This window comes from Yoonia sp. JB2-21, assembly GCF_055693545.1.
The window spans coordinates 3,212,659-3,230,223 of the sequence record NZ_JBVFUC010000001.1 but is presented as its reverse complement, the minus strand read 5'-3'; the positions used below and the strand labels follow the sequence as shown (position 1 = coordinate 3,230,223).

The window sequence follows — 17,565 nt, the reverse complement described above, 5'->3', positions numbered from 1 at the left end:
CACTTTTGTATACAAAAATAAAATAGTGTCTACAGTTACCGGAGTTTTTTCCGTCCGAACGGAAAAAGCTTAGCTGTTTACAGCCAAAACGCGCATAAAGCTTTCCGTCATATGCTCGCGCATACCATCAACCGCGACCTGACTATCGCCCGAGAAAATCTTGGCCAACAGGATTTCGTGATTAGCCACGGACGCCATCAGGTCGCTTTGCGTCTCCAGCTTCTTGGCGCGAAACGGTCCTGTCTTGCGGCGGAAATCAGATGCGAGTTCTGAGATATAGGCATTCCCTGTCGCGCGATAGATTGACAGATGCAATGCCTCATTGGCCCGGATATACGCGATCCGATCATTTGCTTCGGCAGCGACCTTGCAAGCCTCTTGTGCCGCTTCAATCTCGGACCGGATAAGCAGCGTAACCCGTTGATTTGCAAGGCGCGCACAGATACTTTCGATCTCTTGCATCGCCTCGAACATCTGCCCTAATTCAGCCCGCGAATACTGCGCAACACGCACGCCGCGCTTTTCACCGGCGACCAATACACCATGCGCCGTCAGACGGCTCAACGCCTCGCGCACCGGCGTTCTTGATACACCAAAGCGTTCTGCAAGCTTGGTTTCATCCAACCGCTCACCCGGTTGTAGCAGGCCCGCGGTGATATCATCCAGCAACACGCTTTCGATTTTCTGGCCAGTAGATTCGCGCAAAGAGGCTGTGGGGCGGTCCATAAAGGCATCCTAACTTGTCTTACGTTTCGCAATCGTTAGCATGGTTTTATCAGCAAAACCACCAAAAGCCGACATTTTGGATATTTTTGGTTGCTTTTGTATACAAAGTAATATTCTTTCACCCTCGACGACGGGGAGAAGACACCAAATGCCAGAAATACGGCTTCAGCAACTGCGCAAGGACTATGGCGCGGTGAATGTGATCGAAAATCTCAATCTTGAGATGGCGGATGGTGAATTCACTGTGCTGGTCGGCCCGTCAGGTTGCGGCAAATCAACAACCCTGCGCATGATTGCGGGACTTGAAAGCGTCACAGCCGGGCAGATCATGATTGGCGAGCGTGATGTGTCCATGCTGGAACCCAAAGAACGTGACCTCGCGATGGTGTTTCAGGACTACGCCCTCTACCCCCATATGAACGTCGCGAAAAACATGTCATTCGCCCTGCGTTTGGCCCGGATGAACAAATCCGACATCGAAAGCCGCGTGAAAGAGGTCGCAGCAACGCTGGATCTGACCGCCTATCTGGATCGCAAGCCCGCTGAACTCTCCGGTGGTCAACGCCAACGCGTCGCCATGGGCCGCGCTTTGGTACGTGACGCAGGCACGTTCCTGTTTGATGAACCTCTCTCTAATCTTGATGCCAAGTTACGCGGTCAAATGCGCGCCGAACTGGCGCTGATGTCGCAGCGGATCAAGAAAAACATGATCTATGTGACCCATGATCAGGTCGAGGCGATGACATTGGGCGACAAGATTGTCGTGATGAAATTCGGCAAGATCATGCAGGCCGGCACACCCGAAGAGCTGTATCGCAGCCCGGCGAATAAATTCGTCGCAGGCTTCATCGGCTCGCCCACAATGAATTTCCTATCGGCTGAATTGGTCGATGAAGGCGGCACGTTACATGCCAAAGGCAATGGGTTCTCTATCCCCCTGCCTGATGCGCGCAAGGCCAGCCTGCAGGCGCACAAAGACCGCAACATCCATCTGGGCATCCGGCCATCCAGCTTTGCCGAGGGCCCCGGTGGTCTGAAGATGCCGGTGATCCTGTCTGAATATATCGGCGCGCAATCGGTTCTGATCTCAGAGCTGGGCGGCGAAAAAGTCGCGATTGAGGTCAGCACAGCAACACCCATTCGTGCAGGCGAAACACGTCAATTCACGGTGCAAGGGGATGAGCTTCATTTCTTTGATCCACAAACAGAGATGGCGCTGTAACGCCACCTAACAAGGGCCATGTGTTGGCCCCTAACCATCTGGGAGGATGACATGAAGTCAAATAGAACCAATCTATGGTCCGCCGCCGTTGCGGTGACACTGACGTTTACAGGGGGCGCTTACGCCGACGGGCACACCGCCGACGTCTACGCCCCTTATGCCGGAACCACGCTTGTCGTGAACTTCCCAGCACATCCGCACTACAACGCTGTAATGGAAGTGCTGCCCGAGTTTACAGAACAAACCGGCATCGAAGTTGAAGTTGATCAGCTGCAATATCTCAAAATGCGCGAGCGTCAGACGCTGGAGCTGACAAAGGACGAAGGCGACTATGACCTGATTTCCTATGTTGTGTTTTCCAAGGCTGACTATGTGTTCGCCGATCAGCTGGAAAACCTCGCACGCTATTTCATGAACCCGCGTCTGGCCGATCCAAACTATGACGCTGGCGACCTGATCGACGGCTATGTCGCCAACATCGGTGTTGCTGGTGGTGAAAAGGGCTATCTGCCCGGCCCAACCGGTTCGCTCTTTGGTATCCCCTTCGGATCCGAGACATCCGTTCTGGCCTACCGCCGCGATATCTTTGAAAAGCACGGGATCGACGTGCCCGAAACATATGATGAGCTGCTGGAAGTCGCCTGCCAAATCCCTGAGTTGGAACCCGGCATGGGCGGCATGGCATCACGCGCGGCATCCGGCCACCAAGCCAGCCACGCGTTCTTGCTGCACCTCGCCCCCCTGGGCGGTCGTGTGTTTGACAGCGAATGGAACCCGATCATCAACAGCCCCGAAGGTGTTGCAGCAGCAAACGCGCTAAAAACCATCGTGGATTGCGGCCCTGAAGGCGGCACAACATTCGGCCCTGCCGAAGCCGCCGCAGCATTCCAGCAGGGTAACGCTGCAATGTTCATGGACTCGATTGCCTTTGCCGCCGGGTTTGAAGACCCCAGCAAATCAACCGTTGTTGGCAACGTCGGCTATGCCCTGCACCCCGAAGGTGTGCGTCGCGGCAGCCAGACAGGTGGTTTCGGTATCGGCATCCCATCGAACGCGCAAAACAAAGAAGCTGCGTTCTTGCTGATGCAATGGCTGACCAGCAAAGAGCAGGACCTTGCAATTGCAATGGCTGGCGGCAACCCATCACGCTTCTCAACCTACGAGAATGCGGAGTTGAACGAACGCTTCCCCTACTCTGCGACTTTCGGCGAAGCGCTGCGTTATGCTGATCCGGACTGGCGCCCGATCATCCCAACCTGGGGGACGATCAACGCGGATATCGGCACAACCATGAGCCAAGTTCTGACCGAGGGCCTTGACCCGCAAGAAGCACTTGACGGTGTGGCCGAACGTGCCCGCGCCACAATGGACGAAGCTGGCTACTACACTTGGCAGTAACCTCCCACGTTGGGCTGGCGCATTGTGCGCTGGCCCAACACCCTTTCACCTGACCTATAAGGCCGCGCCTTCATGAGCATCGCCAGCACAAACCGCATGACGCCCTACCTGTTCCTGGCCCCTGCCGGACTGGTGTTGCTCTTCGCCCTGTTCTACCCGATCTGCTATATGATCTACGCCAGCTTTCTGGACTGGAACCCCAGCCAGCGCATTGGCGAAGCCGATTTTGTAGGCCTGCGCAACTATTTCAAACTGTTCAGCGATGACGCCTTCCGCGAAAGCATGTGGGTCACCCTGAAATTCGCCGCTGTCGTCGTCACGATCGAGATGTTCCTCGGCGTTGGCCTCGCTCTGCTGCTCGACCGCAACATCCGCGGCATGTCGGTCCTGCGTACCCTGTTCATCCTGCCCATGATGATCGCACCGATCGTTGTCGGTCTGATGTGGCGGTACATGTATCACCCGACCGTGGGCATCTTTAACAAGACCCTGAAATCATGGGGTTTCGACGGGATACCGTGGCTGTCAGACGGCAATTGGGCCTTTGCATCGGTCGTAATCGCCGACGTCTGGCAATGGACACCCTTTATCTTCATTCTGTCCCTCGCTGCACTGCAGTCCCTGCCCGCCTCTGCCATTGAGGCCAGCAAGATCGACGGCGCCACCGGCTGGCAGCAAATCATCTACATCAAGCTGCCGCTTATGCTGCCCGTGTTGATCGTGACGCTGTTGCTGCGCCTCATCGACAGCTTCAAAGTGCTTGAGGTGATCCTTGTGATGACAAACGGCGGACCGGGACTGTCGACCGAAATTCTGTCGCTGCGCATCAACCGCACAGCATCTGAATTCCGTGAACTGGGCGAAGCGGCGGCCATGTCGAACCTGCTTTTGATCGTGCTGCTGATCCTGACCTTCACCATGTTCATCTACAACAAAGCACAAGACGCCCGCATCGCGCGGTTGCGCAAAGTGGAGGAAGAGGGATGAGCGACAAGACCTACGACCGCCAGAACCCGGCCTTCTATGCGCTGCTGATCGCATTGGTTGTGATGGCCATTGGGCCGATCTATCTGATGCTGGTGACGTCACTGAAACTGAATGTCGACATCATGTCGGACGCGTCCAGCCTGTTGTTCATGCCGACACTGCGGAACTATGAAACAGCCCTTTGCGATTTCCTGTGGTATGAGCCGGAACACTTGCGCCGCTGCGACCCCACCTTTGGACGTGCCCTCGTTAATTCACTGGTCATTGGCTTGATCTCAACTGCAATCACATTGGTCATCGGCACAATGGCGGCCTACGCGCTGGTCCGCTTTCGGTTCATGGGGCGCGATGTGGTATCTTTGTGGACGTTGATGATGCGCATGGTGCCGCCTGCGGTTCTATTGGTCCCTGTCTTCGGCATCTGGACCTTCCAATTCGGCATTGATGGATCGCGGGGCGGGATCATCCTCGTCTACGTCGCCCTCAACCTGCCTTTCGTGATCTGGATCTTACAGAGTTTCATCGTCCAAGTCCCGATCCAGCTGGAAGAGGCCGCGCGCATGGATGGCGCTGGCCCCTTCCAGGTCTTCTTTCTGGTGGTCCTGCCACTCATCAAACCGGGTATCGCTGCCGCCTCGATCTTTACCTTCCGCGTGGCCTGGAATGAATTCCTGCTGGCCAATGCCTTGGCTGACCGCAACAGCCGCACAGTGCCAGTGACAATCGTCAACAGCCTGACCGAATTTGACATCGACTGGGGCGTGATCATGGCGACGGGCATGTTGCTGGCAATCCCACCCATCATCTTCACCTTTGTCGCCAGCCGCCAGATCATCACCGGCATGACAGCGGGGGCCGTGAAAGGGTAATGAGCGTCCTTCTGCTGGCCACCTACGATACAAAGCAGGAAGAGGCCGACTATCTGATCGGTGCGCTGACGGCCCTTGGTGTCCCGGTCGAAACCATCGACATTTCGTTGCACGCGCAGGGCGCACATTGGTCGCCGAAGGCCAAGATTGCAGGGATGGAACAAGCCACCGACCGGGCCATCGCCGAGATTTCAGCCAAACCCCAAACCGGACGGCGCATGGTTGTTGCCATTGGTGGCGGCACAGGCGGGCAGATCGCGGTGCGCGTGCTGAAATCATTGCCCGTGGGCATGCCCAAAGTCTTGGTGACCACCCTGCCCTTTGATCCGCGCTATGTGATCGCTGACAGCTCTATCGTGCTGGTGCCGACAATCGCAGACCTTTGCGGGTTGAACGCTACGACACGCGCCGCACTCGACCGTGCGGCCGCGATCACTGGTGGGCTTTATGATGCAAGCTTACCAACAGGACCGGCCTCGCTTTCACCCTCGATCGGCGTCACATCTCTGGGTGTCACGGGCCCCGGCACAGACGTGCTCTGCGACCGGCTGAAGGCGGGGGGTGACGAGGTCACCGTCTTTCACGCCAATGGATTTGGCGGGGCCGCCTACACACGCTGGGCCAAGATCGGCGCTTTCAAGTCGACCATCGACTACACGCCCCATGAACTGACCCGCTGCTATATCGCAGGTCTGCACGCGGATATGCCTGACCGCTTTACCAGTACAGGCCACCTGCCCCGCGTTGTGCTGCCCGGTGGGGTGAATTTCATCGGCATGGGCGAGCCTGCCTTGATGCCGGAAGTCTACCGCGCCCGCCCGCATTATTCTCATTCGCCGCTGTTCACCCACGTGCAATGCACCGAAGATGAAATCGTCAAATGCGCGAATATCCTCGGGACCGCACTCAGCGCCGCAACCGGTCCCGTCCGCGTCCTGATCCCCATGGGCGGCTTTTCCTCCGAAGACCGCACCGGTGGTGCCATCGAAAGCGCCGCCCTGCGCGCGGCCTTCACCGACACGCTTGAAACGCATATCCCCCTGACCCGCCTCGACGGTCACATCAATGACGCAGCAACGGCCCATGCCGCCGCCGACGCGCTTTACGACATCACAAAGGACACGCCCCATGCTTGACCCATCCGACATCGAAGCCAAAAAAGACGCGCTGATCTGGTCTGCCAAACGCTGCTTTGATCTTGGGTTGCAGACGAACGCAGGCGGGAACTTGTCAGTCCGGCTATCATCAGCCCCGGCCATCGTGATCAAACCATCTGGCGTGGGTTTCGCAGAATGCAGCCGCGATAACCTGCAGGTGGTACATCTGGATGGGACGGTTGAGCCCTCAGCCTTCAAGCCATCGAAGGACATGGATTTCCACCTCGACCTTTACCGCATCCGCCCCGACATCAACGCCATCGTGCATTGTCACAGCCCTTGGGCGACCGGCTTTGCCAGCGCGGGGATCGAAATCCCCTGCCTCACAGTGCAAACGATCGAAAAGATCGGACGCATGCCGCTGATCCCATTGTCTGACAAAGGCGGCCCCCAGACCGAGGTTGAGATCAGCCCGGTCTTCCAAGACCCATCCGTGCGCGCCGCAGTGCTGGCGAACCACGGAACAATTGGCGTTGGCAAAACACTGACGGCCGCGCAATATCTGGCCGAGATCATCGAAGAAACCGCCCATATCGCCTTTGTGCGGGATACGTTGATGGCTGCTCATGGCAAAACCGCAGCAGATCTTCCAACCTATGGCACAGCCAAAGATGCGCGCGCTGGCGGTGCGGCTTAAATTCAGACATGGCAGATGTCTGCCGATCCCCTGACAACCCGTGATATCATACCCTCACATGCACCAAGCATATGAGGATACGATGCGCCGGATACTCAAATACCTAGCCAGCTCGCTGATTGCCGTGACGGCCCCTGCCACGCTTTCGGCCGGACCAGACGCCATGACCCGCGAAGAGGCGCGCCACCTGATTTCGCGCACCGGGTTCGGCGCATCCCCACCCGAGATCGAAGCGCTGACAGGACTGTCCTACAAAGATGGCGTCGCGCAGATATTGGCAGATATCAACACCAGCGCCACAAACCCCATGCCCGCTTGGGTCGATGCGTGGCACTATCCGCATGACCAGATTTGGACGCTCGGGAACACGGCCAACGATCTGTTCTTCAGCAACCGCTGGCTAGAGATCACGCAACTGCAAAGCTGGTGGCTCAAGGAAATGATCGAAACCCCCTCGCCCCTGACCGAAAAACTGACGCTGTTCTGGCATGACCATTTCGCCACTGGCTATGACGCGCACGAACGCCCGCAATGGACCGCCCAGCAAAACCGTCTGCTACGGACCCATGCCGCAGGGAATTTCACTGATCTGGCGGCGGGCATCCTCAAAGACCCCAGCATGCTGGCCTACCTCACCAACACCGAAAACAAGGCCCAAGCCCCCAATGAAAACCTCGGGCGCGAGTTTCTGGAACTCTTCACCTTGGGCGAAGGGCGCGGTTACACGGAAACCGACGTGATCGAGGCAGCACGCGCTCTTACCGGCCATACGGTGAATGACTTTGCCGATGGCAGCTACATCTTTGATCCCGAAGAACATGATGCAGGTGACAAAACCATTCTGGGCGTCACCGGCGCCCACACAGCCGATGACCTGCCGCAGATTGTGATGTCAAACGCGACATTCGGCCCCTACATCGTCGAAAAACTATGGCTGGCGTTCATCTCACACGACCCAGACCCGGCTGAGGTTGCCCGCCTCACCGAAATTTGGCGCGCCGCCGATTGGGAAATGCAGCCGCTTTTGCGCGCCATCTTCCTCAGCGATGCGTTCTGGGACAGCAGCAATCGCGGTACGCTGGTGAAAAGTCCCGTCGAACTGATGGTCGGCTCGATCAGGTCATTGGGGATCACGATGCCCAAGCTTGATGGATTGAATTGGGCCATTGGTGATCTGGGCCAGACACTGTTCTTTCCACCAAACGTCAGCGGCTGGCCGGAAGGGACCGAGTGGATCAACGATGCCACCGCCAGCGGACGTGCAACAATGCTGACTTGGTTCGCCCAATATGACCAGGAAGAGGCCGAAGCGCCCACGCCGATGATGATGGACATGATGCAAGGTACGGCTGCCGCACCACCCAATGATGTGGGCCCCGATGATCTCAGCGTTGGGCAGGTTTTTCTGTTGTCCTCAGCAAGCTGGGAAGATGGGCAACACTTGCTTGAACTGACCCTTTTTGATGTCCGGTTTGCAGGGCATCACTGGCGATCTGTTTCATTCTTCGTCGATGCATTTGGCCCAAACAACATTGAGTTTGTCATGCAAATCTCTGATTGCAAACCAGAATGCTTTCCCGATTGGCCCCACAAAGGCGACAACGTCTTTGACTGGATATGGCTTGAGGCAGAGGCGATCGCCAACGATGACATCGGCTGGATGACCTCAAAAGACCGCGCTTTGGCCGCCGCATTGATGGGACATATGCCCGCAATGATCGAAAGCGCCAAAGACCAGCGGGCCTTCAATCGCCCCCCAAATGAAACCGAAGGTGCGCTGCCATTCAGTGACGCCATGCGCGCAGCAAACTGGGTTGCGGCTTTTGGGCGCGACACACTTGGGCCACCTGCAGGACAAGTATTGCTGTCCGACGCGCCCTCGGCAGCGGTCGGTCTAAGCGGCTTGGCCATCGCCAGCCGTTCCGAGCAAGAGCGCGATATGTATGTCGAAGCGCAAGAGCGCGCGCAATCAACCGAAGCCACACCGCCGACAACCTACCCCGATGCACGCACATGGCTTGAGGCAGTCGCAGCATCCGGCTTTGACAGCCTGAATGCAGAAGCGTCGCTGCTCGCCCTGCCCTTGCCCGCCGACGGACGGCGCGTGGAGCAGAACGCATCCGATCCGCAAGCGCTCCTGCGCCACATCATTCTCTCGCCGTATTTTCAGCTGAACTAAGGAGCATCCCCCATGAGCCATGATCTGTCGCCTTGCCGTCGTCGTCTGCTGCAATCACTTGGTGCGACCGCAGCGAGCCTGCCACTGATCACACTTCCTGGGTTCGTGACGGCGGCAGGACAAACCCCGCAACCCGGCAACATCTTGGTGCTGATCGAACTGGCCGGCGGCAATGACGGGCTGAACACGGTAATCCCGCTGAAAGACGATGCCTACTGGAACTTGCGGCCACAAATCGGGATCAAAGCGGACGACACACTGCGCCTTGATACAGACAACGGACTGCATTCTGCGATGCGCGGCATGGCTGACTTGTGGGAACAGGGCGATCTGCAAATTGTTCAAGGTGTGGGCTACCCCAACCCGAACAGATCGCATTTTCGCTCTATCGAAATTTGGAACGCCGGGCGCGGTGCGGATAGTCAGGTGCGGCAAGGTTGGATCTCTGCCGGATTGCAAGACAACCCCAACCGGGCAGCAGACGCCGACGGCTTGGTTCTGGGCGGGGCCATGGGTCCGCTTGATGGCGCAGGTCGATTTTCCGCTATCCGCGATGAAGAGATGTTCTTTCAAACCTTCGACAACCTACCCGGCGGAATGCATCCGATCCGACCCGAGACCGCCAAAACACCGCTTGCGCATGTGCTGGAAACATATGACAGCGCACAAGTCACCGGCGACGCAATCCTCAAACGTCTTGAGAACAGCCCCGCACGCAGCTTCGACTTCCCCCAAACAGAGCTGGGTGAACAGTTACGAACAGCGACGCGACTATTGGATGCCGGGGTGGATGTATCTGTTCTTAAAGTTGTGCAGGATGGGTATGACACCCATGACAATCAACCGGATCAGCACCGTGAATTGCTGACTGACCTGACCGAAGCCGTCGCCGCATTCAGCCGCGCGTTGCGCGAAATCGGACTTTGGGAAAACGTCAGCATTGTCACCTTTTCAGAGTTCGGGCGCACCGCCCGCGAAAACGCATCCGCAGGCACAGACCACGGCACAGCAGCCCCGTTATTCATCGCAGGCGGTCGCGTGAACGGGGGGATTAGTGGCGCAAATCCATCCCTAACGGATCTTGTAGAGGATGATCTAGTGCACACCGTTGACTATCGCACAGTATATGGCGCGCTGCTCAAGGACTTGTGGCAAATCGAATCGGCTGACTTCAATATCGGCGACGAAACCCTGCAAATCTTGTCGTCTTAGTGCGAAATCATCATTTGACCAGCCGAAAAAAGCGAAAAATCGTGCGAAAAGCGGGAATATGCTGTCTTTTTAGGCGGGATGTGAACGAAAAACGCCAAATTTCATTGACCCATGGTAAGTGGTTTCATACTTAACACGTGTAAACTTAATGAGTAATGGGTGGTGGGCTCAATGTTGGTGGATGTAAACGGTAAAATCGGTTGTTTGGTGTTGGGTGCGATGGCACTTATCATACCCTCAAGCGTCAGCGCTGACGAGATTGCGCTGACGTTTGAAGCGAGTAATTTCACAGTGACAGGCGAGTTTGCGGGTTTTGTGCAAAACGCATATGTGATCAAAACAGAAAATGGCGACCTGCACGTTCCGGTTGAGATGGTCACCTGCGAAGGCAATGACTGTTTTGAGTTTTCTTCGGCAGACGAAGCAAACGGTTAAGGCCTAACTGCCTGACCGGTCCGCGCGCTTTCTTGCGCTGCAAGTCCCATTGCGATCGCCTTTGCGCCGTCGGCCAAGGTAACTTCGACCTGACCTTCACCACAGATCACGGCGTTGAACCGCTGATGCTGATAGAAGGTGGATCCATTGTGGTCACCGGCCTCCAGTAACGTAGGATCAACCGGAATCTCGGACACATAGGGCCCTTTCGGCGCGCGCGGTGAGATAATCATCTGCGGCACGGGCGGCGCACCCAAGAGCTTAGGCCAGAACCGCCCCGGCCCCGGCACAAGCGCCTCGATTTTACCTTTGGGACCAACGGCGCTGATTTCTTCTTGGTATTTTGACCCTTCAGCGAACATGCAAAGCTCCAGCATGGCACGGCTGCCCTTCGCAAAGTCCACTATCACATAGCCATTATCCCAGATGTCAGGCGCCACACCGTCGTAACGCTCGTCAATGTGGTTCAACGATTGTCCGGCACTCGCCATGACCCGCACCGGCTCATCATCCAAAATCAAACGCATCAGATCAAAGAAGTGACAGCATTTTTCAACCAAGGTCCCGCCGGTTTTGGCGTTAAAGCGGTTCCAATCCCCGATCTTGGGCAAGAAGGGGAAGCGATGTTCGCGAATGGTTAGCATCTTGATCCCGCCAGTCGCCTGCTCGGCCTGCGCAATCAACGCGGCGACAGGCGGCATATAACGATACTCCATCGCAACCCAAACAGGGTGCTGATAGTCTTCAAACAGTTTGTCCAGCACAGCCGCATCCGCAGGGTCAGTATAAAGCGGCTTTTCACATAGGATGGGCATTGGTCGGGTCGCTACAATCTGCTGCAACTGCTGCACGTGCAGATAATTGGGACTGACAATGACAACAGCGTCCAACTGATCAAACGCCAGCAATTCTTCGAGTGATCCAGCAACATGCGCATTCTCAGCCAAGGTCGCAGCTGATTCAGCCAGTTCCGCAACCGGATCATAAACAACGGATACCCGCCCCTGCGGCAGCAAATTGATATTCAAGATATGTTCGCGGCCCATCATGCCGCAGCCAATCAGGCCGTAGTTCACCGTATCCACGTCGCTTAACCTTTTCCCATACGAGAGATGTAGTTGGCGCGCTTGGCGTCATACCAAGTGCGCGAAAATTCCGCCGGTTCCTTGGCGGCGGTCCAGCTGACCCGCTCGATATAGCCTGCCGTCGCCCCGGCTTTGAGGTGAAACGCCGCCGGCGTCCAGTCCGGCATCGCGTCAACGCCGATCCGGTCCTCGACTGACGCAATCACAAGACCCAATTCATGACGGTAGAAATGATAAAGCGAATCCGAAAGGTCCGAGATGGCAATCGCCGCGCGCTGCGCCCCGTCCAGCCAAATTTCCTCTAGCGCGATCATGACCCCATCCAGTGATCGAACGCGCCTGATGCGATGCCCTTCAGCATCACCGCCCAAGCGCGAAAAACCGTCCGGCTTGGCCAAGCGGTCCACCGACATGACCTCTGCCGTCGGCAAGCCACCACCTTTCAGCAGTTCCAACCGAAAGAACGCATAGACCGAATTCACCACAGGCCTGTGGCGCACATAGTTCCCCGACCCCTGCACGCGGTCCAGCAGCCCCTTGGCTTCTACATCCGCCAGGGCCTTGCGCAAAGTGCCGACAGCCACGCCCAATTCATCTGCCATATCACGCTCTGGTGGCAGTCGCGCACCATCTGCCAGATGCCCGGCTGCAATCTCGCGGATCAGCATTTCACTCAGCTGAATGAACTTCGGTAGGGCCGAGCTGTGCGCCATGGCGGCACCTCCCGAGCCAACACATGAAAATTGATACACTATTGTTACATAGAATTTCGCATGCTAGGCAAGAAGAAAGAATGTCTTCTGGGGAGGAGAATCAATGACCATCGTTCCGGTCACCAGCGCCGATCTTGATGCGGCCGAAGTCTCCTGGTTTTCCGCACTTTGCTCTGACGACTATCAATTCCTTGGCGTGCCGGACGGCGATTTGCGTTCGTCTTGGGAACATTGCCGTGACATTGCACTGACGGCAGAAAAGCAGGGATTTCGTAACATCCTTGCGCCCTCTTCTTACCAAGTTGGCCAAGATACCCTCTCCTTCGTCTCTGGCATGGCCCCACTCACCGAGAAGATCAATTTCCTTGCGGCCATCCGCTGCGGTGAGATGCAACCCATTATGCTGGCGCGCACCGTCGCCACGCTGGATCACATGCTGAAGGGGCGACTGACCCTCAACGTCATCAGCTCCGATTTCCCGGGCGAAGTCGCCGAAAGCGCCTTCCGTTACAAACGCTCGCACGAGGTGGTTGAAATCCTGCGCAAATGCTGGACGCAGGATGACGTCAGCTATGACGGCGACATCTATCAAATCTCTAAGCTCTCCTCCGATCCTGCGCGCCCCTACCAAACGAACGGCGGGCCGCTCCTGTACTTCGGCGGTTACTCCCCCGCAGCGCTGGAACTTTGCGGCGCGCAATGTGACGTCTATCTGATGTGGCCAGAGCCGATGAAGCAGCTTGAACAGCGCATGAAAGACGTCAACGACCGCGCGGCAGCCCACAATCGGACACTCGACTACGGCTTGCGTGTGCACATGATCGTGCGCGACACCGAACAAGAAGCCAAAGAATACGCCGACCACATCGCCTCAAAGCTTGATGATGAATACGGCAAACTGATCCGCGACCGGGCCCATGACAGCATCTCGCTCGGCGTCGCCCACCAAGCCAAAGCGCGCGAACTGGCCGATAAATTCGGCTACGTCGAACCCGGCCTTTGGACCGGCGTCGGGCGCGCGCGCTCGGGCTGCGGGGCCGCACTCGTCGGCTCAACCGACCAAATCATGACGAAAATCGAGGCCTATCAAAAGATGGGCATCCGTGCTTTCATCTTCTCAGGCTACCCGCATATCGAAGAGGCCGAACATTTTGGCGCACGCGTCATGCCACAGCTTAAAACCTGCTCATTGCCCCATGAATACGGGCGTGTGCCATCCGAAACACCAGCAACGCCACTTGGCACAGGACCCCGCCGTTAATGAACCGGATCAATATCACCAACGACCTTTCCTTCAGCCGCATCGTCTATGGCATGTGGCGGCTGGCCGAGGCTGACGACACCAGCCCCGCACATGTCCAAGCCAAGATCGAAGCGTGCCTCGCACAAGGCATCACGACAATGGATCAGGCTGACATCTACGGCGGCTACGCGGCAGAAGAGGTGCTGGGTGCGGCCCTAAAAGCCGCCCCCGCGCTGAAAGACCAGATCGAGATCGTGACCAAATGCGATATCGTGGCCCCCGCCGGACGTTATTCAGATGCCCGCGTGAAATACTACGACACCAGCCGCGCGCATATCCTCGCATCCGTCGATCACTCGCTGCGGCTGATGGATATCGACAAGATCGACACGCTGCTGATCCACCGCCCTGACCCGATGATGGACCACCATGAAACGGGTGCCGCACTGGATGAGGTCGTAGCCTCGGGCAAAGTGCGCACTGTCGGCGTGTCCAACTTCAAACTGCACGACTGGACCTTGCTGCAATCAGCGATGAAAACACCGCCGATCACCAACCAGATCGAACTGTCACTGACCGCCCACCAAGGGTTCACAAATGGTGATGTGGCCTACCTGCAAGAACGCAACGTGCCGATCATGGCCTGGTCGCCCTTAGGCGGTGGCAGCATGATGACCGACAAAGGCGCTATTCAGGACGCGATGAGCAAGGTTGCCGCAGACAACGGCGTCGATAACTCCGCGGTTGCCGTGGCGTGGTTGCTCGCGCACCCAGCCAATATCATACCAGTGATGGGCACCAATAATATTAACCGCATCAAAGCTTTAGAAGACGCTTTGAAAGTAAACATGGACCGTCAAACGTGGTTCGAACTCTACACAGCCGCACTTGGCAAAGAGGTACCATAATGGACGCAGGCACCATCGCGACTTTCGACCCCAGCACCGATAGCGACAGCTTTCGCGGCGCATTGGGCAGCTTTGTCACAGGCGTCACCGTGATCACGACCGACAGCCCCGAAGGCCCCGTTGCGATTGTGGCCAACAGCTTTGCCAGCGTGTCGCTTGATCCGCCTTTGGTGCTGTGGTCACCGGCCAAGGCCTCCAAACGGTTCGAACATTTTGCAGGCTCGCGGCGCTTTGCAGTGCATGTGCTTGCCGCCGATCAGCGCGATATCTGTGCGGCGATCATCAAGTCAAAGACAGCGATCAGCGAAGTGCCGACGCATCTGTCACATTGCGGCATGCCAATCATCGAAGGGGCGCTCGCCACGTTTGAATGCAACCTCGACGCCACCCACGATGCGGGCGACCACGTCATCGTCGTGGGCCGCGTGACCAAAGCACACCACCGTGGCGGCGATCCGCTCGTCTTTCACGCCGGAAAATACGGACAATTTAACGCAAGCTAATCATATCATCTTGCCAGAAAAACTCTGGCAAGGCCGCATCGCGGCGGGGGCAAAGCCCCAACAACAAGGGCAAAAAAGCCCGACATAAACAGGGGAGGAGCCGATGTCGGTCCTGTTTGGCCTATTGTGGCCGCTCGAACGGTTTAACACCGCAATCCTTGCCATCGGCAAGGTCATCGCGGTGATTGCACTTGCCATCATGGTGTCTTTGATTTTGGGCCAGGTCTTCTTCCGCTATGTGCTCAGCGACGCGCCAAACTGGACCGAGGAAGGCGCGCGTTTCGGGATGCTATGGATGACAGGTCTAATGGCACCGCTCGCCTTCCGGATGGGCGGTTTCGTGTCTATCGACATGCTTGAACGCGCATTGCCTCGGATCGTTTCTGGCATCCTGACACTGCTTTTGCTGTGTATCACGCTCTGGGTCTTGGTCATCGCATGGGACCGCGGCTTGAATAACCATCTTGATACCATTTCCGGACGCGGCTGTTCCTCATCCCTCAAGTGGCCATTCGGTTTTGAGTACGGCAAATGCGGCAACAAGTTTCAAAACAACTTCCAGTATGCCTCGCTCTGGGTCGGGGTAAACCTACTGATCCTTGTGAACATTGAGCTGATGATCCGCCAAACCATCAAGTTGATGGGTCAAGGCGACCGGCTGACACCACTCAGCGCCGATGATTTTCAGGGGGCCGACTGATGTTATTGTGGTTTCTGCCGCTCTTCCTCGTCCTGATCATGGTCGGCCTGCCAGTGGTCTTTGCATTGCTGGCATCCCCCTTCGCGCTTATCATGCTGGAAGGCGACAACCGTAACGTCGTCGCAGGGCTCTACCGCAACCTTTACAACGGCATGGACAGCTTTCCACTGATGGCGCTGCCCTTCTTTATGCTGGCGGGCGAGATCATGAACCGGGGCGGCATCACCCTGCGCTTGGTCGAGTTTTCGCAAGCCTTCATGGGCCACCTGCGCGGTGGCTTGGCGCATGTGAACATTCTGTCTTCGATGCTGTTCGCGGGCCTGTCGGGATCCGCTGTCGCCGACACTTCTGCGCTGGGGTCCACCCTGATCCCCGCGATGGAAAAAAACGGCTACACCCGCAAATTCGCCGCCGCCATCACAGCCGCATCGTCGGTTATCGGACCAATCATCCCACCCTCGGGTATCATGATCATCTATGCCTATGTGATGGGCGAAAGCGTCGCCTCGCTGTTCCTGGCCGGCATCGTGCCCGGCATCATGGTCGGCGTGGGTCTGATGGTGATGGTGCGCCTGATGGCCGACCGCTATGACCTGCCCAAAGCCGAACGGATCGTCACCAAGAACCAGGAAATCACAACGGTTGAATATTGGGTCAGCTTTGTGCTGGTGCGGATCAACGTCGGCGGGTTGCTAATGGCAATCTATGCCGGGCTTTCAACGCGCGTAGGGTTATCGACGATCAATGAGGCGGGCGATAAAATTCACAGCCTCAACCTCTGGATCGTCTTTGCAGCGCTCCTTGTTGCCGCACACTTCATGCTGATGGGCTATCGTGGCAAAGTCAGCCATGACTTCCGCATGATTTGCAAGAAAGCCGTCGCCCCGCTCCAAACACCCATCATCATTCTGGGGGGTATCCTTGTCGGCGTTTTCACCCCGACCGAGGCCTCGGCCGTTGCAGTCGCATACGCACTGGTAGTCAGTTTCTTTGTCCTGAGGTCTATGAAACTGCGGGATCTGGGCGAGGTGCTGACCCGCTCCGCACTCGCCACATCCGCCGTGCTATTACTGGTAGGCGCGGCGGTCGCGTTCAAAACCGTCGTCAGCCTCAGCTATGCCCCGCAGATCATGAGCGAGTTCATGCTCGGGCTGTCGGAAAACCCGCTGATCTTGCTGTTCCTGATCAACATCCTGCTCTTTGTCGTCGGGATGTTCCTCGACGCGGGGCCAGCAATCATCATTCTCGGCCCAATCCTTGGCCCCATCTTTGTCGACCTCGGCGTGCATCCTGTGCACTTTGCCATCATCATGAGCGTGAACCTCACCGTGGGTCTTGCCACACCACCGATGGGATTGGTCTTATTTGTGGCCAGTACGGTCTCGGGCGAAAAGGTGGAAACCATCGCCAAGGCGATCCTGCCGTTCCTTGCGGTGGAAATTCTGGTGATCTTCCTGATCACCTATATTCCCGCCATTTCCATGACAGTGCCTTACCTGACAGGTTTCCTCGGCTGCGCCCCGGAAATCGGGTTTAGCGCTTGCATTAGCCCGGCACCGGGCATCAACTAACAGCACCAATAGGGAGAAGA

At 57.0% G+C, this 17,565-nt stretch carries 17 protein-coding genes; 14 read left to right on the top strand and 3 right to left on the bottom strand.

What is annotated here, in order from left to right:
• Positions 1-69: 69 nt before the first annotated feature.
• Positions 70-726, bottom strand: a complete 657-nt coding sequence (locus ACZ1G5_RS16290) for a GntR family transcriptional regulator (protein ID WP_472733841.1) — start codon at positions 724-726, stop codon at positions 70-72.
• Between the two features lie 148 nt (positions 727-874).
• On the opposite strand from ACZ1G5_RS16290, the gene ACZ1G5_RS16285 reads away from it, so the two are divergent.
• From ACZ1G5_RS16285 to ACZ1G5_RS16245, 9 genes are all read left to right on the top strand, one after another.
• The gene (locus ACZ1G5_RS16285; RefSeq protein WP_472733840.1) at positions 875-1,948 is read left to right on the top strand and encodes an ABC transporter ATP-binding protein; all 1,074 of its coding nucleotides are present in this window, start codon (positions 875-877) and stop codon (positions 1,946-1,948) included.
• Between the two features lie 51 nt (positions 1,949-1,999).
• The gene (locus ACZ1G5_RS16280) at positions 2,000-3,346 is read left to right on the top strand and encodes an extracellular solute-binding protein (RefSeq protein WP_472733839.1); all 1,347 of its coding nucleotides are present in this window, start codon (positions 2,000-2,002) and stop codon (positions 3,344-3,346) included.
• A gap of 72 nt (positions 3,347-3,418) precedes the next feature.
• Positions 3,419-4,333 (top strand): carbohydrate ABC transporter permease, encoded by a 915-nt coding sequence (locus ACZ1G5_RS16275; protein WP_472733838.1) that lies wholly within the window; start codon positions 3,419-3,421, stop codon positions 4,331-4,333.
• On the top strand, positions 4,330-5,202 hold the full coding sequence (locus ACZ1G5_RS16270) for a carbohydrate ABC transporter permease (RefSeq protein WP_472733837.1): 873 nt from the start codon (positions 4,330-4,332) through the stop codon (positions 5,200-5,202). The genes ACZ1G5_RS16275 and ACZ1G5_RS16270 overlap by 4 nt, the downstream gene beginning before the upstream one ends.
• Positions 5,202-6,338: a Tm-1-like ATP-binding domain-containing protein gene (locus tag ACZ1G5_RS16265; protein ID WP_472733836.1), complete on the top strand. Its 1,137-nt coding sequence runs from the start codon at positions 5,202-5,204 to the stop codon at positions 6,336-6,338. Before ACZ1G5_RS16270 ends, ACZ1G5_RS16265 begins: the two co-directional genes overlap by 1 nt.
• Positions 6,331-6,996, top strand: a complete 666-nt coding sequence (locus ACZ1G5_RS16260; RefSeq protein WP_472733835.1) for a class II aldolase/adducin family protein — start codon at positions 6,331-6,333, stop codon at positions 6,994-6,996. Before ACZ1G5_RS16265 ends, ACZ1G5_RS16260 begins: the two co-directional genes overlap by 8 nt.
• 58 nt (positions 6,997-7,054) lie before the next feature.
• On the top strand, positions 7,055-9,175 hold the full coding sequence (locus tag ACZ1G5_RS16255; RefSeq protein ID WP_472733834.1) for a DUF1800 domain-containing protein: 2,121 nt from the start codon (positions 7,055-7,057) through the stop codon (positions 9,173-9,175).
• 12 nt (positions 9,176-9,187) lie between these two features.
• Positions 9,188-10,387 carry a DUF1501 domain-containing protein gene (locus ACZ1G5_RS16250; RefSeq protein WP_472733833.1) on the top strand — a complete coding sequence of 400 codons (1,200 nt, stop codon included), beginning with the start codon at positions 9,188-9,190 and terminating at the stop codon, positions 10,385-10,387.
• Between the two features lie 171 nt (positions 10,388-10,558).
• On the top strand, positions 10,559-10,822 hold the full coding sequence (locus ACZ1G5_RS16245) for a hypothetical protein (RefSeq protein ID WP_472733832.1): 264 nt from the start codon (positions 10,559-10,561) through the stop codon (positions 10,820-10,822).
• Here ACZ1G5_RS16245 and ACZ1G5_RS16240 read toward each other — a convergent pair.
• Both ACZ1G5_RS16240 and ACZ1G5_RS16235 read right to left on the bottom strand, forming a co-directional pair.
• A complete protein-coding gene (locus tag ACZ1G5_RS16240; RefSeq protein WP_472733831.1) occupies positions 10,819-11,907 on the bottom strand; it encodes a Gfo/Idh/MocA family protein in 1,089 nt (362 codons plus the stop codon). The two genes, ACZ1G5_RS16245 and ACZ1G5_RS16240, sit on opposite strands and share 4 nt — an antisense overlap.
• A gap of 5 nt (positions 11,908-11,912) precedes the next feature.
• A complete protein-coding gene (locus tag ACZ1G5_RS16235; protein ID WP_472733830.1) occupies positions 11,913-12,620 on the bottom strand; it encodes a GntR family transcriptional regulator in 708 nt (235 codons plus the stop codon).
• Between the two features lie 103 nt (positions 12,621-12,723).
• Here ACZ1G5_RS16235 and ACZ1G5_RS16230 point away from each other — a divergent pair, with 103 nt between their 5' ends.
• The 5 genes from ACZ1G5_RS16230 to ACZ1G5_RS16210 all read left to right on the top strand — a co-directional run bounded on the left by ACZ1G5_RS16230 (position 12,724) and on the right by ACZ1G5_RS16210 (position 17,545).
• Complete coding sequence (locus tag ACZ1G5_RS16230; RefSeq protein WP_472733829.1) at positions 12,724-13,881, top strand: LLM class flavin-dependent oxidoreductase; 1,158 nt, start codon at positions 12,724-12,726, stop codon at positions 13,879-13,881.
• Positions 13,881-14,771, top strand: coding sequence for an aldo/keto reductase (locus tag ACZ1G5_RS16225; protein ID WP_472733828.1), 891 nt, complete (start codon positions 13,881-13,883; stop codon positions 14,769-14,771). Before ACZ1G5_RS16230 ends, ACZ1G5_RS16225 begins: the two co-directional genes overlap by 1 nt.
• Positions 14,771-15,274: a flavin reductase family protein gene (locus ACZ1G5_RS16220; RefSeq protein ID WP_472733827.1), complete on the top strand. Its 504-nt coding sequence runs from the start codon at positions 14,771-14,773 to the stop codon at positions 15,272-15,274. Before ACZ1G5_RS16225 ends, ACZ1G5_RS16220 begins: the two co-directional genes overlap by 1 nt.
• Positions 15,275-15,377: 103 nt before the next feature.
• Positions 15,378-15,974, top strand: a complete 597-nt coding sequence (locus tag ACZ1G5_RS16215; protein WP_472733826.1) for a TRAP transporter small permease — start codon at positions 15,378-15,380, stop codon at positions 15,972-15,974.
• The gene (locus ACZ1G5_RS16210; RefSeq protein WP_472733825.1) at positions 15,974-17,545 is read left to right on the top strand and encodes a TRAP transporter large permease; all 1,572 of its coding nucleotides are present in this window, start codon (positions 15,974-15,976) and stop codon (positions 17,543-17,545) included. Before ACZ1G5_RS16215 ends, ACZ1G5_RS16210 begins: the two co-directional genes overlap by 1 nt.
• The last annotated feature ends 20 nt before the right edge of the window (positions 17,546-17,565 follow it).